Consider the following 22,370-nt stretch of genomic DNA (forward strand, 5'->3'; position numbering starts at 1 on the left):
CTCCTTCCCGTCGAGAAACAGCTGAGCTCGACCGGTCGCGGGGTTCAGCAGCGGATCGCAAATTAGGCACGCAAGGCATCTGGCCGCGTGCCGGCCGAGGGGCCGCGCAACTGCGCGCAAGCTGCCGCAGCGCGCCACGGCTCTCGCGCGCTCAATTCGGCTTTTGCGTCGGCTTGCCGTCGATCTTGGGCAGGTCGCCGGCGGAAGCCGATTGATCGCCGCCGCCATTGGCGCGACGGGCCATCTCGACGGTCAGCCGCTCGGCGGCCTCCGGCGACATCAGTCCCAGGATGTCCGACATCTTTCGCGGCGCGATGGCGGAGGCGATCTCGATCAGCACGCCCATCTCGAGCCGGTCGAACACCCGCGCGGCGTCCTTCGGCTTCATGCCCTCATACATGGTGACGAGGCCCTTCATGCGTTGGGCTTCGGCGGCCTTCTGCTCGGCCTGGGTCGTGGAGATGCGGGATTCCACCGCCTTCATCTCCTCGACCTTGTTCTCGATGCGCTTTTCGGCCGATTTCAGCAGGCTCTCGCGGATGTCGATCTCGCGCTGGCGGGCCTCGATCTCCTGGCGGCGCGACTGCAACCGCTCCAGGATCGCGCGCTCGGAGGCCGAGACCTGCGGCTGGGCTTCCTCCACCTTGACCACGGTGCCCTCGGGCTTGGTCTCGGGCGCGGCCGGCTTCGGCGCCTCCTTCGGCGCGCCATGGGTCGAGCCGGTGATGTCGGGGTCTTCCCGTCCGGTCGGAAAGTTCAGATTCTCCTGCGCCCAGGACTTCTTGGCTTGTTTCGGCTGGTAGTCGAAGACATAGCCGCCATTGATCGCGAGGCCCGCGACCTTGAGCGTGGCGAGACCTGCGACGGCAACCAGGACGACCGGAATGACGCGGATGTTACGAAAGGATTTCATACCCTGACTTCATGCGGCAAGGCCGTTGGACCGTCTTCGCTCGGAGAAGGCTTCGGCCGCAGCCGCCACCGCCTTGGCCGACGAGGGCTTGGCCGCGGGCGCGGCAACCGTTTCCGGATTGGTCACGGGGCGCGCGGCGATCGCGATCTTGGACAGGCGCCGCACCACGTTGTCGGCTTCGCCCAGCTGCTTGTAGAGCTGGTCCGACATCTGGGTCGCCGCCGCGAGCTGGCTGCCGAGGTTCTCGTTGACGTCGCGCACGGCGAGCTTCAGCCCGCCGATCGCGCGCTCGGCGATCTCGGTCGCGGTGATCAGCTCGGCGATGACCGCCTTCAGCGAATGCTCGTCCGCCTTCAGCCGCGTCAGCCGCTTGTTCAGCAGGATGCAGTAGCCGATCGTGAGCATCAGCAAGATAGCCACCAGCGTCTCGATCGCCATTCCAAGGGAGTGGTTCATGGGGCCTCCATCATCTTGTTCTGCTCGTCCACCTTCTCGAACATCGCAAGTGTCGTATTTGGCTTGCGCAAGGGTTTCGTCACCCTGATAGCGACGCGGTCGCCGACCCGTCCCATGCGTCCTTCGGTGATTGTGACGTCGCCGCAGCGCACGGTGACGTTGGCATCCGCGCGCATGTCCAGCGGCAGCGTGTCGCCGACCTTCAGCCGCATCAGCTGCTTGAGCGGGATGTCGGCCTCGTAGAGCACGGCGTCGACGGCGATCTCGGCCTGGCCGATCTCGGTCGCGAAATGGCCTTCCCAGACCGGATCGCGGCCGAACTTTTCGCCCATGAACATCTGGAGCAGGACGCCCCGGATCGGTTCGATGGTCGCGTAAGGCAGCAGGAGCTCGATATTGCCGCCGCGGTCTTCCATGTCGATGCGCAGGCGCACCAGGATCGCGGCGTTGGCGGGACGGCTGATCGCGGCGAAACGCGGGTTGGTCTCGAGCCGGTCGATCGTGAAGGTCACCGGCGACAGCGGCCGGAACGCCTGCTCGGCGTCGGTCAGCACCACCTCGACCAGCCGCTTGACCAGCTCGGTCTCGATCGTGGTGTAGGGCCGGCCCTCGATGCGGAGCTGGCTGGTGCCGCGGCGGCCGCCGAGCAGCACGTCGATCATCGAGTAGATCAGGTTGGAATCGACCGTCGCCATGCCGAAATTGTCCCACTCCTCGGCCTTGAACACCGAGAGCACGGCCGGCAGCGGGATCGAGTTCATGTAGTCGCCGAAGCGCACCGAGGTGATGCGGTCGAGCGAGACTTCGACGTTGTCCGAGGTGAAATTGCGTAGGGAAGTCGTCAGGAGCCGCACCAGGCGGTCGAAGACGATTTCGAGCATCGGCAGACGCTCGTAGGAGACCATCGCCGAATCGATGATCGCGCGAATGCCGGAATGGTCGTCGAGCGTGACGTCGCCGACGGCGAAGCCGAGGAGGTTGTCGATCTCCTCCTGCGACAGCACCCGCTCGCCGGAGTTCTTGCCGGTGCCGAGGTCGCGGCTGCCGTCCTCGACCATGGCCGCCCATTGCAGGGCCATGGTCTCGGAGAGTTCGTTTTCGGCAGCGGCCTTCGCGGCCTCCGCGGGATCCTCGGAATCGAGCGAAGCCTCCCATTGGGCGGCAATCGCATCCTGGTCCATCTGCTCGTTGCCGGCCATGGCGCTAGCCCGTTACCTTCCCTGTGCCGTCACTGGATCACGACTTCCTTGAACAGCACCGCGCTGACCTGGACCGGCGCGACCGCCGCATTGACGCGCTTGGTCAGCTCTTCCTTGAGGCGGAAGATGCCGGCGGAGCCGTTGAGGTCGGAGGAGCGCAGCTCGCGCACGTAGGTCTGGAAGATGTCAGTGACGCGCGGCATCGCCGGCTTGATCGCCTCGATCTGCTTCTCTTCCTTCAGCTCCAGCACGATCTTCAGCTTCAGATATTGCACGCGCTCGCCCGGAGCACCGGCGAGGTTGACCATCATGTCGGGCACCTCGACGAAGGCCGGCGGCTTCGGCGGGGGCGCCGCCTCGGCATGATGCTCGTCGTCGCCGTGACGGAAGAAGAAGAACCAGGTCGCCGCACCGCCGCCGAGGACGGCGAGCAGGCCGACGGCCATGATGATGAGCTTGAGCTTGTTCTTCGGGGGAGCGGCTTCCGCGCCTTCGGCGGCTGTGCCGCCTTCCGCTTCGTTTTCTGCCATGGTCGCCCGGCTCGCTCATCTCTTATAGGAATCGAAAGAGCGAAGCCCCCTGGCAGACAATGACGCGATACAAATGCCCCAGCGCAATGCGCTCCCTTGCACGCAAACGCTACGGTAATAATGGTTAACGGAATCTTTCGATTGAGCCTCCACTAGGAAAAATCTGCCGGGCAAACATGGCTAACAGAACCTTTCTGCCGCCCTTCCGCGCCCTCGAAAAACAATCAAGATATTGATGTTAAACAATTTTCTGCGTTGGCACGGCTTTCGCTGAGAGAGGACCGAGACCGACGGGTTTGGGAGAACCTGACGGTCTCGTTCACGGGGTCCGCCAAGGCGCTTGGGAGAGCGAGGTGGCAGATCTCACTCAGGGGAGATCTTCCGATGCAGAACGCGCTTCTGATCGGCTTGTCACGGCAGATGACGTTGGAACGGCAGATGGATGTCATCGCCAACAACGTCGCCAATGCCAACACCAACGGCTTCAAGGCCGACCATTCGCTGTTCGAGGAGTATCTCAACTCGAACGCGCGGGAGGACAATTTCGTCGGTTCCGACCGCCGGGTCTCCTATGTGCAGGACCGCGGCACCTTCCGCGACGTCGGCCAGGGGCCGATGGAGGCGACCAACAACCCGCTCGACATGGCGATCGACGGCAACGCCTTCTTCGCGGTGCAGGCCAACGGCGCCGAGCGCTACACCCGCGACGGCAAATTCTCGCTCAGCAGCACCGGCCAGCTCGTCACCTCCGAGGGCAACCTCGTGCTCGGCACCGGCGGCCCGATCACCTTCCAGCCGACCGACCACGACATCAATATCGCCCCCGACGGCACCGTCACGGTGCTCGAGGGCACGGCCAAGACCGACTCGATCCGCGGCAAGATCCGCATGGCCTCGTTCGACGATCCGGCCCGGCTGACCAAGTTCGGCGCCAACCTCTACAGCGCCGGCTCCGCGACCCAGCAGGCCGACACCAAGTCCACCGTGCGCCAGGGCTACATCGAGAAGTCGAACGTGAACTCGGTCGGCGAGATGAGCCGCATGGTCGAAGTCATGCGCAGCTACACCGCCATCGCCAATCTGCTCCAGCAGCAGAGCGACCTCCACAAATCGGCGATCGAGAAGCTCGCCGACGTTCCGGCCTGATTAGGGGACCTCTGACATGCAAGCGCTCCACACCGCTGCGACCGGAATGGCGGCCCAGGAACTCAACGTCCAGGTCATCTCCAACAACATCGCGAACCTGCGCACCACCGGCTTCAAGAAGCAGACCGCGGCGTTCCAGGACCTGATCTACGAGCACGTCCGCCGCGTCGGCGCGCAGGCCTCGGACCAGGGCACCATCCTGCCCGTCGGTGTCGACATCGGCGGCGGCGTCAAGACCGTCGGCACGCCGCGCAGCATGACGCAGGGCACGCTGTCGCAGACCGGCAACGATCTCGACCTCGCGATGTCGGGTGAAGGCTTCTTCAAGATCCTGATGCCCGACGGGACCTACCAGTACACCCGCGACGGCACCTTCCAGATGGACAATCAGGGTCGCGTCGTCACCGCGCAGGGCAACCCGGTGCAGCCGACCATCACCATCCCGAACAACGCCTCCGGCATCTCCGTCAGCGAGCAGGGCCAGGTCTCGGTGACGCTGCCGGGCTCGTCGACCTCCTCGATCATCGGCCAGATCGGCGTGACCCGGTTCATCAACAAGGCGGGTTTGCAGCCCGTCGGAAGCAACCAGTTCACCGAAACGCCCTCCTCCGGCCCGCCGCAGGACGGCACCGCGAATGCCGAAGGCTACGGCAAGATCACGCAGGGCAGCCTGGAACAGGCCAATGTCGACGTCGTCTCGGAAATGAGCGACCTGATCGCCGCCCAGCGCGCCTACGAGATGAACGCCAAGGTCATCAGCGCCGCCGACCAGATGATGCAATCGACCACGGCGCTGTTCCGCTGAGGCAATGACGATGATTCGCACCACCCTCGCCACGATCTCCGCTCTCCTGCTGCTGGCGCTGCCGGCGCAGGCCGCCGACGACGTCATCGCGGCGCCGACGCTGCGCGCGAGCGTCACCGTGACCTCCGACGTGGTGCGGGTCGGCGATCTCATCGACAATGCCGGCTCGGCCGCGCTGATCCCGGTCTACCGCTCGCCCGATCTCGGCACCACCGGCGCGCTGCCGGTCGCGCAAGTCCTGTCGGTGTTGCGCGCAAAGCAGGTGATCGGCGTGATGACCGGCGACGTCAGGGAAGTCCAGGTCACCCGCCTCGCCCGCACCCTCGCCAACAAGGACCTCGAAAACGCGGTCGCCTCGGCGCTCGAGCGCCGCTTCGGCCTTGGCGATGTCGCCAACATCACCGTCACCTTCGACCGCGGCGTCGCCGACATGCGGCTGGACGCCTCCAACACCGGCGCGCTCCAGCCGGTGGCAACCCGTTACGACGCCCGCAGCGGCCGTTTCGACATCGCCTTCGAGATCAACAACGACAACAATCCGGCGCCGACCAAGCTGCGCTTCACCGGCTCCGCGATCGAGACCGTGGAAGTGGCCGTGCTGACGCGCGACATCGACCGCGCCGACCTCCTGAAATCCTCCGACGTCACGCTGGAGCGCCGGCCCAAGGCCGAGGTCACCGGCGAGGCCGCCTCGCGCGACCGCACCATCGGCATGCAGCTGCGCCGGCCGATGCGGGCGGGCACGCCGATCCGGGTCGCCGACATCGTCAAGCCCGACTTCGTGCAGCGCGACCAGAACGTCACCATCATCTACCAGGTGCCCGGCCTCTACCTCACCACGCGCGGCAAGGCGATCGAGAGCGGCGCCGAGGGCGACACCGTCAGCGTGCTCAACCTGCAATCCAAGCGCACGCTGACCGGCGTCGTCACCGGCCGCGGCCAGATCACGGTCCAAGGCGCGAGCCAGTCCGCGCCGATGCCGCCCGCGGTCGAGCAGACCTCCTCGCTCAAGCGCGACGAAACGCCCGCCCCCGCGGCCGCTGCTGCTGCTGCGCTCGCCCAAAGCCTGGTCCAGGCCCCCGCGTCTCCGGCCCAGATCGCCCAAGCCCAGATCCCGCAAGCCCGCATCTCGCAAGCTCCAGCCAAGTCAGAGTAAGTCATGTCCAGTTTCAGTTCGGCTTCCCGTCTTCGTCGCATCGCGATCTCTGCCCTGCTGCTGGCCTCTTGCGCGCTGGGCGGCTGTTCCTCGATCGACCGCCTGTCGCAGATCGGCGAGCAACCGAAATTGTCGGCGATCGACAATCCGACGACGCAGCCCGGCTACAAGCCGGTGCAGATGCCGATGCCGAAGCCGGAAGTCGCCTCCTACAATCCGAACTCGCTGTGGCGGAACGGCAGCCGCGCCTTCTTCAAGGACCAGCGCGCTCACCAGATCGGCGACCTCCTCACCGTGACCGTGAACATCACCGACAAGGCGAACCTCTCCAACGAAACCCAGCGCAGCCGCACCGCCAAGGAAGACTCGGGAATTACCGATTTTATCGGCAGCCAAACGGTCACGCAGCCACTCAAGGTCCTGCCCGGCCGCCTTCTCACCACCGACTCGACATCCTCCGCCGATGGCAAGGGCTCGGTCAATCGCACGGAAGCCTTGCAGACCAACGTCGCCGCGGTGGTGACGCAAGTGCTGCCGAACGGCAACCTCGTGGTCGAAGGCAAGCAGGAGATCCGCGTCAACTACGAAATCCGCGAGCTCGTGGTCGCCGGCATCGTCCGCCCCGAGGACATCCAGAGCGACAACACCATCGATTCCAGCAAGATCGCGCAGGCCCGCATCGCCTATGGCGGCCGCGGCCAGATCACGGACGTGCAGCAGCCGCGCTACGGCCAGCAGGTCATGGACGTGCTGCTGCCCTTCTAAGCCTCTCCCGAGCTCCCACATCGTGTTCGCGAACCTAGGCGCGAACGACGATGTACTACGCGGCCTCCGGTAGCTCCCCTGCCGGAGGCCGCATGTATTTTGGCGCGCGGTTGCGAGCCGCCGCCTACGCGGTCGGTTGGCGCAATCAAACGCCGCCCCAGCTTCCGTCATTGCGAGCGCAGCGAAGCAATCCAGAAATGCGACCACGGAAAGATTCTGGATTGCTTCGTCGCATCAGCGCAAAATTGCTTCGCAATTTTGTCGCGGGCTCCTCGCAATGACGGAGAATGTTGGGGCGCTATGCGCCCCTCACGTAAACTTCGCCTCCACCACGCCCAGCCCGTCCAGCTCCATCCGCACCTTGTCGCCGGCCTTCAGCCATAGCGTCTTGACAAGGCTTCCCGTCAGCACGAGCTGTCCCGCATGCAAACTCTTGCCGTCGGCGGCGAGATGATTGGCGAGCCAGGCGAGCGCGTTGTGGGGGTGGCCGAGCACGTCGGCACCGGTGCCGTGGCTGACCTCCTCGCCGTTGACGATGGCGCGGCCCTTGACCGCCGCCAGGTCCGGCACCGACGAGCGCGGCACGGACGGCCCCAGCACGCAGCCGGCGGCGAAGAAATCGTCGGCGATCAGCGTCGGCGCGCCCATCGTCTCCCACTTCACATAGCGGTCGTCGACGATCTCGATCGCGGGATGATAGGCCTCGACGGCCTCGCCGACCCATTCGGCCGTGAACGGCGCCTCGCCGGCGGCAAGGTCACGCTGCAGCCGCACCGCGATCTCGCATTCGACGCCGACACGGACATATTTGGAGGTCGCGAGCTTCACCCCGCTGTCGTGCACGCCTTTCTGGAACACGCCGCCGCCGCAGGGATGCGGGATGCCGATATAGTCCTGCATCACCTGGCTGGTGCAGCCGATCTTGTAGCCGACGAGCGGCCCGGCATGCGGCAGCAGGAGGTCGTGCAGCGCGCGCTGGACCTGGTAACCCTCGGCCTCGTCGGCAGGTGGAACCTCGAGCGCTGCAAGCGGCGCATGGTTGCGGCGCGCCAGTGCGATCGCCTTTGCGGCTTCGAGAATGTTGTCCATCGGCGCCGCCTCCCACGCTACGCAATCGAGGGCGGCACTTCAGCACCCCCGCTCCGGCCTGACAAGCGCGGTCCAAAGGACGATCCAAGGGCGGCTTCACGCCTTGACGAGGGCAAGCCGGATCAGGCTCTCGGCCGTCGCGAGGATCGCCTCATCGTTGGAACGCGCCTGCCAGCCGAGCAGCGACTGCGCCTTGGCGCTGGTGGAATGCCGCACCCTTCCGAGCATCGGCACGACCGCACGCAGAAGCGGAATCCGGTTTGCGGCCAGGCGCACCAGCCAGTCGGGCGCCTGAAGCCGCGGAACCCGGCGCGCCCTCGGTCCGAGTTCCCGCCGCAGCACCCTGGCGATGTCCAGGATCGACATCGTCTCGCCGGAGACCGCGATGAAACGCTCGCCTTTCGCCTCAGGCGCCGTCATCGCCCGCAAATGCAGGTCGGCCACATCGCGCACGTCGACCACGCCGAAATAGACCCGCGGTACCGCCGGCATGGCGCCGTCGAGCAGCGATTTGACGATCTCGATCGACCCGGAGAAGTCCGGCCCGAGCACGGGACCGAAAATGGCGGCGGGGTTCACGACCGAGAGTTCGAGCCCGCCGCCTTCGCGCGCGACGAAATCCCAGGCCGCCCGTTCGGCCAGCGTCTTGGATTTGATGTAGGGCTGCACGTCGGCGCCTTCGAGATTGGTCCAGTCGGTCTCGTCGAACGGCTTTTCCCGCGGCTTGTGGCCATACCCGATCGCACCCAGCGACGAGGTGATCACCACGCGCCTCACGCCGGCCTCGCGGGCGGCCCGGAGCACTCGCAGCGTGCCGTCGCGGGCCGGGATGATCATCTCGTTCTCATCCTTGGGAACACTGGTCGAGAGCGGCGAGGCAACATGGAGAACGTAGTCGCAGCCCGCGACGGCCTCACCCCACCCCTCGTCCCGGACGAGGTCGGCGGTGAAGAAGGACAGGCTCTCCGGCGAAACGGCCCCGCCCTCGCGCAGCATCGCCAGCACATCGGTCTGGCGCTCCGGCCGGCGCACCGTCGTCCGCACCGTGTGGCCGGCGGCCAGAAGTTGCAGGATGACGTGGATGCCGACGAAGCCCGACCCGCCAGTGACCAGAACAGTGCTCATTGCCAAATTCCCCTCGTTGCACGGGCCGGCGAATTGGTTCCGCCGCCCTGCTCAAGGCGGCATCTGGTCACTATCTCCCGGGGAGCAAGTAGAATGGATTTCGAGACCGGTATGGAAAACCTGACCAGCGTTTGCGACGGCGACTGCGATTGCAGCCCCGACCCTGCCCTGCTCGCCGACTTCAAGCGGGCCATCCACGCCCTCGGTGGCAAGTGGAAGCTGGAGATCCTGTTCGCGCTGATGAACGGCGCGGTTCGTTTCGGCGCATTGCGGCGATCGATCGGCGGCATCACCCAGCACATGCTGACCACGCAACTGCGCGAGCTCGAGCAGGACGGCCTGGTGTCGCGGACCGTCTTCGCGGAGAAGCCCTTAAGGGTCGAGTACGAGCTGACGGATGCGGCCTACGGCCTGTTGCCGGCGTTTAAGGAAATATTGAGCTGGTCCAGGCTTTATGGGGATGCGCGCCTTGTGGCGTCGCAGCAGGCCTGATTGCAGCGATTCTTGATGCAGCTGGATCGGTGTCTCAGCGTTCGAGTCGATCCCGTTGATGCGACTCGCGAAATCTCCCGCACCTGAAGTGAAGGCTGTTTCTCATCCGAACTCACGTGAGCTCGGAGGAATCGAGTCTAGCCCATTGATCACGATTCACTTTTCGCGATTGCGCTCGCGCGTCGAAGCGCGTCGGCAAGCGACGGGCAATATGCTGACCGCGGCGCGAAATGGCGCCTTGCGTCCAAAAACAAAGAGCCGCATCGCTGCGGCTCCGACTCTATTCGTCGCGATAGACCTTCTCGCGTTTCTCGTGTCGCTCCTGCGCTTCCACCGAGAGCGTCGCGATCGGCCGGGCCTCGAGCCGCTTCAACGAGATCGGCTCCCCGGTGTCCTCGCAATAGCCATAGGTGTTGTCCTCGATACGCTGGAGCGCGGCGTCGATCTTGGCGATCAACTTGCGCTGGCGGTCGCGGGCGCGGAGTTCGATGGCGCGGTCGGTTTCGGACGATGCCCGATCGGCGAGATCGGGGTGGTTCACGTTCTCCTCCTGCAGGGCTTGCAGGGTGAGCTTGGACTCTTTGAGGATCTCATCCTTCCAGGCAAGGAGCTTCAACCGGAAGTACTCCTTCTGCCGGTCGTTCATGAAAGGCTCTTTTTCGGTCGGTCGGTAGTTTTTCAACTTTTCCAAGGGCGGCCTATCTGTCTAAGCAACGACTCGCAAACGGAACGGGGTCCGTTGAGCGGGGCGTTATATAGCGGCCTCCCGTGACAGACAATATTTCCCTGCTCGTCCGGCTGGCGCGCCCAAGCCCTTGCACAGGAAGGTTTATCCTGGAGGGCCTGGGGGCGGCCGAAGGCCTAGTAACCGACCGTGAAACGCTGCCTCAAATGGGCCGGCCGCTCGATCTCGTCGGCCAGCGCAATGGCGTAATCGGCGAAGCTGATCCAGCTCTTGCCATTCGCATCTGCGAGAAGCTGATCGGTCCCGAGCCGGAACTTGCCCGTGCGCTCTCCCTCGACGAACAGCGCCGACGGCGAGATGAAGGTCCAGTTCAGGTCCTTTTCCTGGCGCAGCAGATCGAGAAAGGCAGAGCCTCCCTCGGCCTCGGCCTTGTATTGGGCCGGAAAACCGGGGGTTGTAACCAGTTTCACGCCAGGAGCGACCTCGAGGCTGCCAGCCCCGCCGACGACGAGGTAACGGCCCACCTTGGAGTCCTTGGCTGCCCCGATCAGCTTGAGCGCGTCGCTGGCCAGGAAGTGCACGGAACTCACGGCGACGTCGTGCCCGGCCCACAGCTTGGCGAGGCCCGCCTGGTCGAGCACGTCTCCCTTGGTCGGTGTGACGTTCGGCAGGGCCGCGATCTTCTCGGGGTTCCGGGCGATGGCCGTGACGCTATGGCCGCGGCGGGACAGTTCCTTGGTGATCTCCGACCCGGCCCGGCCCGAGGCGCCGGCGATTGCGATTTTCATGGAAGGCTCCTTTGCTTCTATAGTAACTAACAGTGACTAGATATCGCAAAGAATGCTGGTGTTAAGAGAGCACTTTGTGCTTACCTGCTTACGCAGGAGTAACCGGCAAGCGAGCCGGCAAGCGACTTCAATGGATCGAGGACCCGACGATGAAGCCCGACGTCTATGCAGCGAACTGCCCCACGCGCCAGATCCTCGATCGCATCGGCGACAAATGGGCGGTGCTGATCCTCCTGCTGCTGCGCGGCGAGCCGATGCGTTTCAATCAGTTGCGCCGCACGATCGAAGGCATTTCGCAGAAGATGCTGAGCCAGGTTCTCAAATCGCTCGAACGCGACGGCCTGATCAAGCGCCGCGCCATCGCGACCGTACCGGTGACGGTGGAATATTCGATCACGCAGCTCGGGCTGACCCTCGCCGCCGCCGTCGATCCGCTGCGCGATTGGGCCGAGGAGAATCTGAAGGACGTGCTCGCCGCCCAGCGCCGCTACGACGCGCAGAAGGAGGAGGAAGCGGCGTGAATGGCAACGTCTGGAACGAGCTGTTCCCGCGCCACCCCAAACTCCGCCGTCATGCCCCGGCTTGACCGGGGCATCCCGTACGCCGCGGCTTCTCGACTCAAAACGACTGTCTCTGGACTACTGGGTCGCCCGGTCAAGCGGTGCGACGACAGCCTGCCCGACTACGCCTGCCCGGCCTTGGCGAGTTCGACCTCGACACGCAGCTCGATCTCGGACAGCAGCGAATCGAGACCGGGATCGCCCGAGGACGATTTCAGGTTCGCCGCAGCATCGCGCAGCCGCATCACGGTGGACGCGTCGAGATTGCCGGACAGCAGCCCCATCTTGAGATCGTCGAGCACGTCGAGCGCGGTCCTGCCGCGGGCGACCGAGCGCTTGCGACGCTCGACCGGATCCTCCTCGATGCCTTGCAACGCGAGCAGCGCATCGATGTTGGCGGCCGCTTTCGGCGCCGCGGCGGCCCGCGTCTCCTGCGCCGACGCGGTGTCGGGCAAGACGAAGGTGCCGGAGCCCGTCCGCCTGGCCTGGCTGGCCGGCGTTCCAAGCGTGGTGCCGTTCGGTCCGTAGATGCGCATCGCAGCAATCCGGGTGATCGATGCCTCACCTTCGCTGTTTTATGGTTAACGGCACGTAAACAGCCCGGCAAAATCTGCCGACAGGCGGCAGTTTCGCTCCTCAAAGACAACGCTCGCTGACACCGGTCGAAACAGATTTATTCAACCTATTCAGCGACCTACCCCCACTGCCCCGCGTTGGCACGGCCCTCGCAAGGAAAGCGTCGGACCAGCTCGTCATGGGAGTGTCGAGGATGGTCCGAGATTTGAGGAGCCTCGGGGAGCAGAGGATGCCAGGCGTTCGTTGGGTGAGGATTGTTGGGGTGGCCTGCGCCGCGCTGTCAGCGCTGGCGCTGTCGGTCACGTCCGCAAGCGCGACCTCGCGCATCAAGGACCTCGCCAATATCGAAGGCGTGCGGCAGAACCAGCTCATCGGCTACGGCCTCGTCGTCGGCCTCAACGGCACCGGCGACACGCTCAACAACATCCCCTTCACCAAGCAGTCGCTGCAAGCGATGCTCGAGCGCATGGGCGTCAACATCCGCGGCGCCACCATCCGCACCGGCAACGTCGCCGCCGTGATGGTGACAGGCAATCTGCCGGCCTTCGCCACCCAGGGCACGCGCATGGACGTCACCGTCTCCGCGCTCGGCGACGCCAAGAACCTCCAGGGCGGCACCCTGCTCGTCACGCCCCTCCTCGGCGCCGACGGCAACGTCTATGCGGTCGCGCAGGGCTCGCTCGCCATCTCCGGCTTCCAGGCCGAGGGTGAAGCGGCGAAGATCGTGCGCGGCGTTCCGACGGTGGGGCGCATCGCCAACGGCGCCATCATCGAGCGCGAGATCGAGTTCGCGCTCAACCGGCTGCCGAACGTGCGGCTCGCGCTGCGCAACGCCGACTTCACCACCGCCAAGCGTATCGCGGCGGCCGTCAACGACTATCTCGGCGTCAAGACTGCCGAGCCGATCGATCCCTCGACGGTGCAGCTTTCGATCCCGCCCGAGTTCAAGGGTAACGTCGTCGCCTTCCTCACCGAGATCGAGCAGCTCCAGGTCGATCCCGATCTCGCCGCCAAGATCGTCATCGACGAGCGCAGCGGCATCATCGTGATGGGCCGCGACGTCCGCGTCGCCACTGTCGCGGTGGCGCAAGGCAACCTCACCGTCACGATCTCCGAAAGCCCGCAGGTGAGCCAGCCCAATCCGCTGTCTCGCGGGCGGACCGTGGTTGCGCCGCGCAGCAGCGTCAGCGTCACCGAGGACGGCAGGAAGTTGGCGCTCGTCAAGGATGGCGTCTCGCTCCAGCAGCTCGTCGACGGCCTCAACGGCCTCGGCATCGGCCCCCGCGACATGATCAGCATCCTGCAAGCGATCAAGGCCGCCGGCGCGATCGAAGCCGACATCGAGGTGATGTGATGCAGGCGAGCATGATCAACGCCCCGCGCGCCGCCACCTCCTCGGCCTTCTCGGTGGAGAGCCGCAACGGCCGGCCCGACTTCGAGCTCGCCGCCGCGCTGCAGAAGGTCCCGCCGCAGCAGCAGGCCAAGGCGCAGAAGACCGCCACCGATTTCGAGGCGATGTTCCTCAACAGCATGTTCTCGCAGATGACCTCGGGCCTGAAGGGCGAAGGCCCGTTCGGCGACACACCGGGCACCGGCGTATGGCGCTCGATGCTGACCGAGCAGTATTCCAAGAACTTCGCCAAGGCCGGGGGCGTCGGCGTCGCCACCGAGGTCTACCGCACTCTCATCATGCAGCAGGCGAAAACCGTCCGCACGGCATAAGGTCAAACGAGATGAACCAGTTCACCGCCTCACGCCAGCCGATGCAGGCGCAGCGCCCGAACACCGCGCCCGGCAACGCCGAGGCGCGCAAGCTCGCCGAAGACCTGATGGATGCGATGAACGCCCTGCTCGGCCTGATCGAGCGCGAGACCGAGCTCGTGCGCGCCGGCAACGTCCGCGAGGCGATGACCCTCGAGAGCAGGAAGCAGGAGCTGTCGCGAAACTATGTCGGCGCCGTCAGCCGGTTGAAGGCCAGCCAGGCCCAGCTCGCGAAATCGGCGCCCGAGCTGCTCTCGACGCTGCATCGGCATCACGATGCGTTCCGCGCGATGCTCCAGGTCAATCTCACCGTGCTCGCGACCGCGCACGCGGTCTCCGAGAGCGTCGTGCGCGGCGTCAACGCCGAGATCCAGAAACGCAACGTGCCGAACACCTATACGGCCGCAGGTCGCCGCGCCACTCCGGGCCCGCGCCACATCACCCCGCTCACGGTCAGCCGCTCGCTCTGAGCGCGCGCAAAACAAGCGACAATTTTACGAAAAACCGCGCGGCGATATCGTCGCGCGGTTAGTCACGTTTCCTTACCGGGTCTTCAATCCTGGTGTTCCATGGTTGCGCATTGAGAGGGGTTGGGATTTGACTCGGACGAGGCAACCAGGAGGCTGCCATGAGTACAGATTTCAGCATCAGGCCGGTGGGGATACCGGCCCCCGCGCAGATCGTAACGACGTCGAATGCGGCGGCGAACGAGGCCGTGCAAACTGATTTGCCGGTGAGCCAGACGGTCGCCGCGAGCGATACGAGCGCACCCGCGCGCAATGATTTGCCGAACAACGAGAACATCTCGCGGCAGGTCGTGTTCGACCAGGCTGCCGCATCCTTCGTCTTCCAGGTCGTCAACGACAGGACCGACGCCGTGGTCAATCAGTTCCCCGACGAAGCGATGCTGCGTCGGCGAGCTTATTTCCATGCAGAGGATCTGAAGTCCAAACCCTCGCGTCCGCTCAATACGGACCTCAGCGCCTGACGATCAGGCGTCGAGCGTGGCAACCGCTGTGTCGAGATAGGTCGCGCCGGTCGCAGGATCGGTGACGACGTTTTTGATCTGGGCCTTGCCAACGTCAGTCAGCGTAAACTTGGTATTCCCGAAGCGGAACGAGCTGTCCTCGATCGGCACCTGCCGGTGTGGGACGTCCCGGTGCTCCCGTCGTGGACCTGCGCGCGAAAGCCGCTGACCGGCGAGAGGTTGAGCGGGAATTTCTTGCCATCGGAATAGGTCCCGGTCCGGCCGCCCTGGTAGGGCGAGGAATCGGCCGGGATGTATGTCGACGAACCCGATGGGCTGGAAAGAACGTTCGACTTATGCGCGGTCGACACAATGCTCATGATGTCGGCCACGACGGGCCTCCATCACGGCCGCCCGGACAGACCCGCAGCGATATTGCGATTGATCTCGATCAGCGGGCGGAAGTGATCGAACTGCGGGCTCATCTGCAGCGCCGCGGTCTGGCTCAGCACGAACACGCTGATGTTGGCGATCTTCTGGCGGACGTCGATCGGCTGCGGATTGTTGTCGCGCATCGCCTCGCTCAGGAAGATCGTCCAGAGCTTGCGGTTGAACATCAGCGCCTGCATGGTCTGCTCGCTGAGCGGATCAGCGTTGTTCACCGCATCCTGGAGCTTGTTGGCGGCCTTGAGCAAGGTCTGCGCCTCGATGTCGCGAGGAGATGCAGTGGTCGTTGCAACACGCGCGTAAGCCGAGGCAGCGGAATTCGACATCAATCACACCCTGGAGGTTACCTAGCCCGTTGAACGCGCTTAAGGATTTCTTTCCCAACCCTAGGCAGCACCGCTTAAGATTTGCTTACGTGTGCGCTTGGAAGCACTCCGGATAATTACGGGTCACGGAGGTCTTCGTCAGCGCAACGCTAGATGCACGCACACACGCTGTAAACTTGCTTCGCGTGATGGGCATCAATCTCAGCTAATCCTGCCTTAGCGATCTCCGTAAAAAGAACGGCGGAGCGTTAGCCCCGCCGCGATATCTCAAGTAGCGGTGTTGCGCAGCGAAATTAGCGGAGCAGCTGCAGCACGCTCTGCTGCGACTGGTTGGCCAGCGACAGCGCGGACACCGCGATCGACTGGCGGGTCGACAGCGCCTGGCTGTTGGCCGCTTCCTCGTTGGTGTCGGCCAGCGTCAGGTTCGACGAGCCGGTCTGCAGCACGTTGATCAGGTTCTTCGAGAAGTCCTGGCGCACCTGCACGATCGAGAGGTTCGAACCGAGCGCCGAACCTTCCGAGCGCAGCGTGCTCGAGGCCGCGTTCAGGCTGGTCAGCACCTTGTTGGTGGCGCCGTTGTCGATGAAGTCGACACCGTTGACGAGGTTGCTGAGGCCGAGGCCGGCCGCATTGAACACCACGCCGTTGATGCCGAGCGTGGAGCTGCCGGTTTCGTTGAAGACGAGCTTCAGCGTGTCGCCGTTGAGCAGGTTGACGCCGTTGAAGGAGGAGTCCTGCGACGTCGTGTCGATCTGCGCCAGAATGTTGTTGAACTGGTTGACCAGATTCGAGCGCGCCGTCTGCGCGACCGGATCCTGGACCGGCGGCTGCGCGGTGGTGAAGGCCAGAACACCGGTGATCGTGCCGCCGACCGTGCCGCCCGCAGTCGTCGAACCGAGCGTCGAGGAGGCGTATTCGTTGACGGTGGTCACCGTCAGCAGGCCATTGGCGTCGATCGTCGCCGTCAGGTGGTTCGCCTGAAGCTGCGCGTTGAGCTGGTCGAGCGTCTTGACGGTGCCGTTGGTGCCGTCGCCGAAGGTGACGTTCACCGGCGTGCCGCCGTTGAAGGAGGTGAAGGTCAGCGTCTTGCCGCTGACACCACCAACACCGGAGGTCCGCGCCGCGGTGAAGGCGGTCGCCGTTCCCGTGTTGCCGCTGAGGCCGAACGCGTGGAGCGCATTGCCGGTGCCGGTGATCGACAGGTCGGCGTTGACGCCGGTGGAGAGCGCAAGCTGGCCGCTGCTGTTGACCGACGACGGGATCTGGCCCGAAGTGGTCGTCAGCGACGCCGCGCCGTTGAAGATGCTTGCGGTCTTCACGCCGGTGGCAAGGTCGATCGAGTTGAGCAGGTCGGTGAGCGTCGCGCTCTGGATATAGACGGTCGAGTTGCCGTTGCCGTCCGTGACAATGTTGCCGTTGACACCACCCGAGGTCACGCTGGCCGCCGATTGGGGCGTCTGGGCGTTCTTGAAGGTGATGGTGTGACCATCGATGTTCAGCGTCGAGCCGTCCTGGACCAGGGTGCCCAGCGAACCCGAGGTCGTCGACCGGTTCGCGGTCACGTTCGCATTGCCCGCGCCGGTCGCCGTGGTCAGACCGAGCTTGTTGAGGAAGTCAGCCTTGCCGGTCACACTCAGATCGGCGCCGGTCGAGCTCTTCAGCGTGACCTGGCCACCGCCCGAGATGGACGATGCCACCTGAAGCGTGCCGATCGGACCGGTCGAACCGCTGACCGCGATGGTCGCCGCGCCTGCGCTGATGGTTGCGGTCTTGACGCCGCTGGCGAGGTCAATCGCGCTGAGGACGTCGTTGACGGTCGCCCTGGGCGCAGCCGCGGTTCCCTCATAGACGATCGAGTTGCCGTTGCCGTCGGTGGCGATGTGTCCACTGGCGTCGAGACCCCAGCCGGTCGGCTGCGTCGTCGGCGGGATACCGGTGCGGAAGGTGATGGTCTTGCCGTTCACCGTGATGGTGTCGCCATCCGCGGGCGGCGCGCCAAAGGTGGTGGATGCCGTGGTGCCGAGCAGCGTGGCGGTACCTGACAGTACGGTGGTGCCGTCGGCGGCGGTCGCGGCGAAACCGACCGCCGAGCCCGCGTTCGAACCCAGTGAAGCGCCGAGCGCGGCGGTCCCCGTCACCGGGGTCACGCCACCGGGCGCGCCGGTGTAGAGCACGTTGCTGTTGGCGGTCGCGCTCGCATAGGAGGTCGTGCCGCGCAGGTCCGCGGGCGTCGCACCGGGAATCGTGGTGGAGACGTTCGACTTGGTGGAGTAACCGACCGTGGTCTGCAGCGCTTGGTTGGCGATCGATTTCGCGCTGTCGATCAGCTTCTGCAGCGAGGTGATGCCGGTGTTGGCGGCCTGGAGCACCTGCACACCGTTGTTGATGCCGTCGAGCAGGTTGCTGATGTCGCTCGCCCGGTTGTCCAACCCCTGCGCGGTGAAGAAGTTGGTGGGATTGTCGAGTGCCGTGTTGACCTTCTTGCCGGTTGACAGCCGCTCCTGCGTCGTGGCCAGCAAGTCAGCCGTCGACTGCAGCGACAACAGGTTCTGGCGAACTGACGCCGAGAGAACGATGTTGGACATTGGCGAGTCTTCCTCTTGAACCGGATACGAATCGGCCACGCGGTCTCGAAAGCGGGCTTTGGTCCAGTTTTAGGAGGTGTCCTTTAAAGTATGGTTAACGCCGGTTTAAGCGATAGGGTTAATGGCGAATGAATGCCCCTGCCCGCCTCCGGACGCAAACAAGAGCGGCAGGGCCAATGGCCCCGCCGCTCGATTTTATTTAGCTATTCCAGCTACTTGTTAGCGGAGCAGCTGGAGCACGCTCTGCTGCGACTGGTTGGCCAGCGACAGCGCGGAGACCGCGATCGACTGGCGGGTCGACAGCGCCTGGCTGTTGGCCGCCTCGACGTTGGTGTCGGCCAGCGTCAGGTTGGACGAGCCGGTCTGCAGCACGTTGATCAGGTTCTTGTTGAAGTCCTGACGGATCTGCACCACCGAGAGGTTCGAGCCGAGGCTCGAGGCCTCCGAGCGCAGCGTGCTCGAGGCGGCGTTCAGGTTGGTCAGCACCCTGTTGGCGGCAGCGTTGTCGATGAAATCGACGCCGACGGTCAGAGCAGCGAGGCCCAGACCCTTGGAGTTGTAGGTCACGCCGGTGATGTTCAGGCTCGACTTGCCGGTCTCGTCGAACACCAGCTTGAGCTGGTCGCCGTTCAAGAGGTTGACGCCGTTGAACGAGGAGTCCTGCGAGGTCGTGTCGATCTGGTTCAGGATGTTGTTGTACTGGGACACCAGGTTCGCACGCGCCGTCTGGGCAACCCCATCCTGGACGGGATTGGAAGCCGTCGAGAAGGTCAGCGCCGAAGTCAGCGTGCCGCCGATCGCACCACCCGCCGCCGTCGAACCGAGCGTCGAGGACGCATAGTCGTTGGATGCGGTGATGGTCAGCAGACCGTTGGCGTCGATCGTCGCCGAAAGGTTGTTGGCCTGAAGCTTGGTGTTGAGCTGATCGAGCGTCTTGACCGTGCCGTTGGTGCCGTCGCCGAAGGTGACGTTGACCGCCGTGCCGCCGTTGAAGGAGGTGAAGGTCAAGGTCTTGCCGGCGATGCCGCCGATGCCGGAGGTGCGCGCCGCGGTGAAGGCGGTGGCATTGCCGGTGTTGCCGGCGAGGCCGAGCACGTTCAACGCATTGCCGGTGCCGGTGATCGACAGGTCGGCGTTGATACCGGTCGAGATCTTGAGCTGACCTGAGGTATTGATCGTCGAGTTCGACTGGCCGGTGGCGGTCGCCAGCGTCGCGGTGCCGTTGGCGTTGATCGTGGCAGTCTGCACGCCGGTGGCAAGGTCGATCGCCTTCAGCACGTCGTTGACCGTGCCGGCCTGTAGATAGACCGTCGAGTTGCCGTTGCCGTCGGTGAGGACGTTACCGGAGGCACCGAAGCCGCTCGGAACGCTCGGCGCACCGGTCGAGCCCGGGATCGGCGCGTTCTTGAAGGTGATGACGTGACCGTCGACGTTCAGCGTCGCCCCGTCCGCGATGGTCGCGCCCAGCGAGGCCGCGCTCGTGGTCCGGTTGACGTTGACGGTGGCGTTGCCTGCACCTGTGGACGTCGTCAGGGCGAGGGCCTTGAGCAGGTCGGCCTTGCCGGTGACACTCAGATCCGCACCCGTCGAGCTCTTCAGCGTGACGGCGCCGCCAGCGGCGGTCGAGACCGCAGCACCTGGCTGGCTGGCGCTCACGGCGATCGTCGCAGCGCCCGCGGTGATGGATACCGTCTTCACGCCGCTGGCCAGATCGATCGCGGACAAGAGATCGTTGACGGTCGCCGCCGGGGTGCCCGCGGTGCCGAGATAGACGGTGGTGTTGCCGTTGCCGTCGGTGACGAGGTTGCCGCTGACGCCCGAGCCGGACGGAACCGCAGTCGACGCCGGAGCGGAGCCCGAGCGGAACGTGATGGTCTTGCCATTCACGGTCAGCGTGTCGCCGTCGGCAGGCTGGGCGTTGCCGGCCAGGCCGGTTGCGGTCGTGCCGTTGGTGGCGATCAGGGTGATGGCGCCGGTCAGCGCCGTGGTGCCGTCACCGGCCGTTGCGCCAGTGCTTGCAAAGGAGCCGATGGTGGCGCCGAGCGTCGTGGTGCCGGTCGCCGCCGTGGTGCCGCCGGCCGTGCCGTTATACAGCACGTTGCTGCTCGCGGTCGCGCTGGCGAAGCTCGTCGTGCCGCGCAGGTCGGCCGCCGTCGCACCCGAGATGGTGGTGGAGACGTTGGACTTGGTGGAGTAGCCGACCGTGGTCTGCAGCGCCTGGTTGGCAATCGACTTGGCGCTGTCGATCAGCTTCTGCAACGAGGTCAGGCCGGTGTTGGCAGCCTGCAGCACCTGCACGCCGTTGGCGATGCTATCGAGCAGATTGTTGATGTCGCTGGCGCGGTTGTCGAGCGACTGAGCCGTGAAGAAGTTGGTGGGATTGTCCAGGGCCGAGTTGACGCTCTTGCCGGTCGACAGACGGTTCTGTGTGGTGGCGAGGAGGTCGGCGGTGGACTGGAGAGAGAGCAGGTTCTGACGAACCGACGCAGAGAGAACGATACCTGACATGACTCTTACCCTTCTGGCTTACGCGTCTTCGTTCGATCGCTTCGGATCGAGTGACGGGGCCAGCGTGCCGCGACATGGCTAACAAAGGGTGAAACGAACATCGCCTGCATAAGCGCCGGTTCACCATAAGCGGGCGGGAAGCGCAGAGTGAGATGGCAATCAGCCTGAAATCATTGGCAATTCTTCGCGCTTACGCTCCATTAACCATAACCGCTGGTTACTTTTCAGAGTGTCGCCTGCCCTCTCGAAACCTCGAGTGACGAACGAAAAAAAGCGGCGGGGCCGAAGCCCCGCCGCCGGATCTTGCTTGCGATGTCTGCCGCTTGTTAGCGGAGCAGCTGCAGCACGCTCTGCTGCGACTGGTTGGCCAGCGACAGCGCGGAGACCGCGATCGACTGGCGGGTCGACAGCGCCTGGCTGTTGGCCGCCTCGACGTTGGTGTCGGCCAGCGTCAGGTTGGACGAACCGGTCTGCAGCACGTTGATCAGGTTCTTGTTGAAGTCCTGACGAACCTGCACGATCGTCAGGTTCGAACCGAGGCTCGAAGCTTCCGAGCGCAGCGTGCTCGACGCGGAGTTCAGGTTGGTCAGCACCTTGTTGGTGGCGGCGTTGTCGATGAAGTCGACGCCACCGGTCAGCGCGGCGAGGCCCAGACCCTTCGAGTTGTAGGTCACGCCGGTGATGCTGAGGTTCGACTTGCCGGTCTCGTCGAACACCAGCTTGAGCTGGTCGCCGTTCAACAGGTTGACGCCGTTGAACGAGGAGTCCTGCGAGGTCGAGTCGATCTGGTTCAGGATGTTGTTGTACTGAGACACCAGGTTCGAACGTGAGGTCTGGGCGACCGTATCCTGGACGGGGCTGGAAGCCGTCGAGAACGTCAGCGCCGTGGTCAGCGTGCCACCGATCGCACCACCCGCGGCGCTCGAACCGATGGTCGAGGACGCGTAGTCGTTGGTGGTGGAGACCGTCAGCAGGCCATTGGCGTCGATCGTCGCCGTCAGGTTGTTGGCCTGCAGCTTCGAGTTGAGCTGATCGAGCGTCTTGACCGTGCCGCTGGTGCCGTCGCCGAAGGTGACATTGACCGCCGTGCCGCCGTTGAAGGAGGAGAAGGTCAAGGTCTTGCCGGTGAGGCCGCCGACGCCGGAAGTACGGGCCGCGGTGAACGCGGTCGAGGTCCCGGTGTTGCCGGCGAAGCCAAGCGCGTTCAGCGCGTTGCCGGTGCCGGTGATCGACAGATCGGCGTTGACGCCGGTCGAGAGCTTGAGCTGGCCCGAGGCGTTGATCGACGAGTTGGTCTGGCCGGTGGCCGTCGCAAGCGTCGCGGTGCCGTTGGCGTTGACCGTCGCGGTCTGCACGCCGGTGGCAAGATCGATCGCCTTCAGCACGTCGTTGACGTTGCCGCCCTGCAGATAGACGGTCGAGTTGCCGTTGCCGTCGGTGAGGACGTTACCGCTGGCACCGAAGCCGCTCGGAACGCTCGGAGCACCGGTC

24 protein-coding genes are annotated in these 22,370 nt (G+C 64.9%); 10 read left to right on the forward strand and 14 right to left on the reverse strand.

The window, feature by feature from the left end; all coding sequences use genetic code 11:
• Window positions 1–151: 151 nt before the first annotated feature.
• The 4 genes from E4K65_RS37855 to fliL are packed head-to-tail and all read right to left on the reverse strand — an operon-like array spanning window position 152 to window position 3,098.
• Complete coding sequence (locus E4K65_RS37855; protein WP_027548520.1) at window positions 152–913, reverse strand: MotE family protein; 762 nt, start codon at window positions 911–913, stop codon at window positions 152–154.
• A 9-nt stretch (window positions 914–922) separates the two neighbouring features.
• The gene (locus tag E4K65_RS37860) at window positions 923–1,369 is read right to left on the reverse strand and encodes a DUF6468 domain-containing protein (RefSeq protein ID WP_135178426.1); all 447 of its coding nucleotides are present in this window, start codon (window positions 1,367–1,369) and stop codon (window positions 923–925) included.
• Window positions 1,366–2,568, reverse strand: a complete 1,203-nt coding sequence (gene fliM / locus E4K65_RS37865; RefSeq protein ID WP_135178427.1) for a flagellar motor switch protein FliM — start codon at window positions 2,566–2,568, stop codon at window positions 1,366–1,368. Before fliM ends, E4K65_RS37860 begins: the two co-directional genes overlap by 4 nt.
• A gap of 29 nt (window positions 2,569–2,597) precedes the next feature.
• On the reverse strand, window positions 2,598–3,098 hold the full coding sequence (fliL, locus tag E4K65_RS37870) for a flagellar basal body-associated protein FliL (RefSeq protein ID WP_135178428.1): 501 nt from the start codon (window positions 3,096–3,098) through the stop codon (window positions 2,598–2,600).
• A 384-nt stretch (window positions 3,099–3,482) separates the two neighbouring features.
• Here fliL and flgF point away from each other — a divergent pair, with 384 nt between their 5' ends.
• The 4 genes from flgF to flgH are packed head-to-tail and all read left to right on the forward strand — an operon-like array spanning window position 3,483 to window position 6,970.
• Complete coding sequence (flgF, locus tag E4K65_RS37875; protein WP_135178429.1) at window positions 3,483–4,244, forward strand: flagellar basal-body rod protein FlgF; 762 nt, start codon at window positions 3,483–3,485, stop codon at window positions 4,242–4,244.
• A 16-nt stretch (window positions 4,245–4,260) separates the two neighbouring features.
• On the forward strand, window positions 4,261–5,049 hold the full coding sequence (gene flgG / locus E4K65_RS37880; protein WP_018642817.1) for a flagellar basal-body rod protein FlgG: 789 nt from the start codon (window positions 4,261–4,263) through the stop codon (window positions 5,047–5,049).
• A 10-nt stretch (window positions 5,050–5,059) separates the two neighbouring features.
• Complete coding sequence (flgA, locus tag E4K65_RS37885) at window positions 5,060–6,205, forward strand: flagellar basal body P-ring formation chaperone FlgA (protein ID WP_167771472.1); 1,146 nt, start codon at window positions 5,060–5,062, stop codon at window positions 6,203–6,205.
• A 3-nt stretch (window positions 6,206–6,208) separates the two neighbouring features.
• Window positions 6,209–6,970, forward strand: a complete 762-nt coding sequence (flgH, locus tag E4K65_RS37890; protein WP_135178431.1) for a flagellar basal body L-ring protein FlgH — start codon at window positions 6,209–6,211, stop codon at window positions 6,968–6,970.
• Window positions 6,971–7,279: 309 nt separating this feature from the next.
• Here the strand turns inward: flgH and E4K65_RS37895 are convergent, their stop codons facing one another.
• Entirely contained in the window at window positions 7,280–8,059 is a 780-nt protein-coding gene (locus E4K65_RS37895; protein ID WP_135178432.1) for a 2-keto-4-pentenoate hydratase, read from the reverse strand.
• A gap of 96 nt (window positions 8,060–8,155) precedes the next feature.
• Complete coding sequence (locus E4K65_RS37900; RefSeq protein WP_135178433.1) at window positions 8,156–9,184, reverse strand: SDR family oxidoreductase; 1,029 nt, start codon at window positions 9,182–9,184, stop codon at window positions 8,156–8,158.
• Window positions 9,185–9,277: 93 nt separating this feature from the next.
• On the opposite strand from E4K65_RS37900, the gene E4K65_RS37905 reads away from it, so the two are divergent.
• Window positions 9,278–9,676 carry a winged helix-turn-helix transcriptional regulator gene (locus tag E4K65_RS37905; RefSeq protein WP_175627373.1) on the forward strand — a complete coding sequence of 133 codons (399 nt, stop codon included), beginning with the start codon at window positions 9,278–9,280 and terminating at the stop codon, window positions 9,674–9,676.
• A gap of 280 nt (window positions 9,677–9,956) precedes the next feature.
• On the opposite strand, the gene dksA is transcribed toward E4K65_RS37905, so the two are convergent.
• Both dksA and E4K65_RS37915 read right to left on the reverse strand, forming a co-directional pair.
• Entirely contained in the window at window positions 9,957–10,322 is a 366-nt protein-coding gene (gene dksA, locus E4K65_RS37910) for an RNA polymerase-binding protein DksA (protein WP_008554760.1), read from the reverse strand.
• Window positions 10,323–10,537: 215 nt separating this feature from the next.
• Window positions 10,538–11,149: an NAD(P)-dependent oxidoreductase gene (locus tag E4K65_RS37915; RefSeq protein WP_135178434.1), complete on the reverse strand. Its 612-nt coding sequence runs from the start codon at window positions 11,147–11,149 to the stop codon at window positions 10,538–10,540.
• A 149-nt stretch (window positions 11,150–11,298) separates the two neighbouring features.
• On the opposite strand from E4K65_RS37915, the gene E4K65_RS37920 reads away from it, so the two are divergent.
• A complete protein-coding gene (locus E4K65_RS37920; protein WP_027548507.1) occupies window positions 11,299–11,670 on the forward strand; it encodes a winged helix-turn-helix transcriptional regulator in 372 nt (123 codons plus the stop codon).
• A gap of 161 nt (window positions 11,671–11,831) precedes the next feature.
• Here E4K65_RS37920 and E4K65_RS37925 read toward each other — a convergent pair whose 3' ends face one another.
• Window positions 11,832–12,245 (reverse strand): flagellar assembly protein FliX, encoded by a 414-nt coding sequence (locus tag E4K65_RS37925; RefSeq protein WP_135178435.1) that lies wholly within the window; start codon window positions 12,243–12,245, stop codon window positions 11,832–11,834.
• A 269-nt stretch (window positions 12,246–12,514) separates the two neighbouring features.
• On the opposite strand from E4K65_RS37925, the gene E4K65_RS37930 reads away from it, so the two are divergent.
• From E4K65_RS37930 to E4K65_RS37945, 4 genes are all read left to right on the forward strand, one after another.
• Complete coding sequence (locus tag E4K65_RS37930) at window positions 12,515–13,639, forward strand: flagellar basal body P-ring protein FlgI (RefSeq protein ID WP_028173283.1); 1,125 nt, start codon at window positions 12,515–12,517, stop codon at window positions 13,637–13,639.
• Window positions 13,639–14,007, forward strand: coding sequence for a flagellar assembly peptidoglycan hydrolase FlgJ (gene flgJ / locus E4K65_RS37935; protein WP_167771473.1), 369 nt, complete (start codon window positions 13,639–13,641; stop codon window positions 14,005–14,007). Before E4K65_RS37930 ends, flgJ begins: the two co-directional genes overlap by 1 nt.
• 11 nt (window positions 14,008–14,018) lie before the next feature.
• A complete protein-coding gene (locus E4K65_RS37940) occupies window positions 14,019–14,516 on the forward strand; it encodes a hypothetical protein (RefSeq protein ID WP_027548503.1) in 498 nt (165 codons plus the stop codon).
• 158 nt (window positions 14,517–14,674) lie between these two features.
• Window positions 14,675–15,034, forward strand: coding sequence for a hypothetical protein (locus tag E4K65_RS37945; protein WP_135178437.1), 360 nt, complete (start codon window positions 14,675–14,677; stop codon window positions 15,032–15,034).
• Between the two features lie 3 nt (window positions 15,035–15,037).
• Here the strand turns inward: E4K65_RS37945 and E4K65_RS49845 are convergent, their stop codons facing one another.
• From E4K65_RS49845 to E4K65_RS37970, 5 genes are all read right to left on the reverse strand, one after another.
• Window positions 15,038–15,184 (reverse strand): hypothetical protein, encoded by a 147-nt coding sequence (locus E4K65_RS49845; protein WP_347340981.1) that lies wholly within the window; start codon window positions 15,182–15,184, stop codon window positions 15,038–15,040.
• A gap of 233 nt (window positions 15,185–15,417) precedes the next feature.
• On the reverse strand, window positions 15,418–15,786 hold the full coding sequence (flaF, locus tag E4K65_RS37955; protein WP_008554779.1) for a flagellar biosynthesis regulator FlaF: 369 nt from the start codon (window positions 15,784–15,786) through the stop codon (window positions 15,418–15,420).
• Window positions 15,787–16,079: 293 nt separating this feature from the next.
• Window positions 16,080–18,371: a DUF1522 domain-containing protein gene (locus E4K65_RS37960; protein ID WP_135178438.1), complete on the reverse strand. Its 2,292-nt coding sequence runs from the start codon at window positions 18,369–18,371 to the stop codon at window positions 16,080–16,082.
• Between the two features lie 219 nt (window positions 18,372–18,590).
• Window positions 18,591–20,879, reverse strand: coding sequence for a DUF1522 domain-containing protein (locus E4K65_RS37965; RefSeq protein WP_135178439.1), 2,289 nt, complete (start codon window positions 20,877–20,879; stop codon window positions 18,591–18,593).
• 326 nt (window positions 20,880–21,205) lie between these two features.
• On the reverse strand, window positions 21,206–22,370 hold a 1,165-nt coding region (locus E4K65_RS37970), incomplete at its 5' end, for a DUF1522 domain-containing protein (RefSeq protein ID WP_135178440.1).

It is taken from the genome of Bradyrhizobium niftali (assembly GCF_004571025.1).
Lineage (GTDB): Bacteria > Pseudomonadota > Alphaproteobacteria > Rhizobiales > Xanthobacteraceae > Bradyrhizobium > Bradyrhizobium niftali.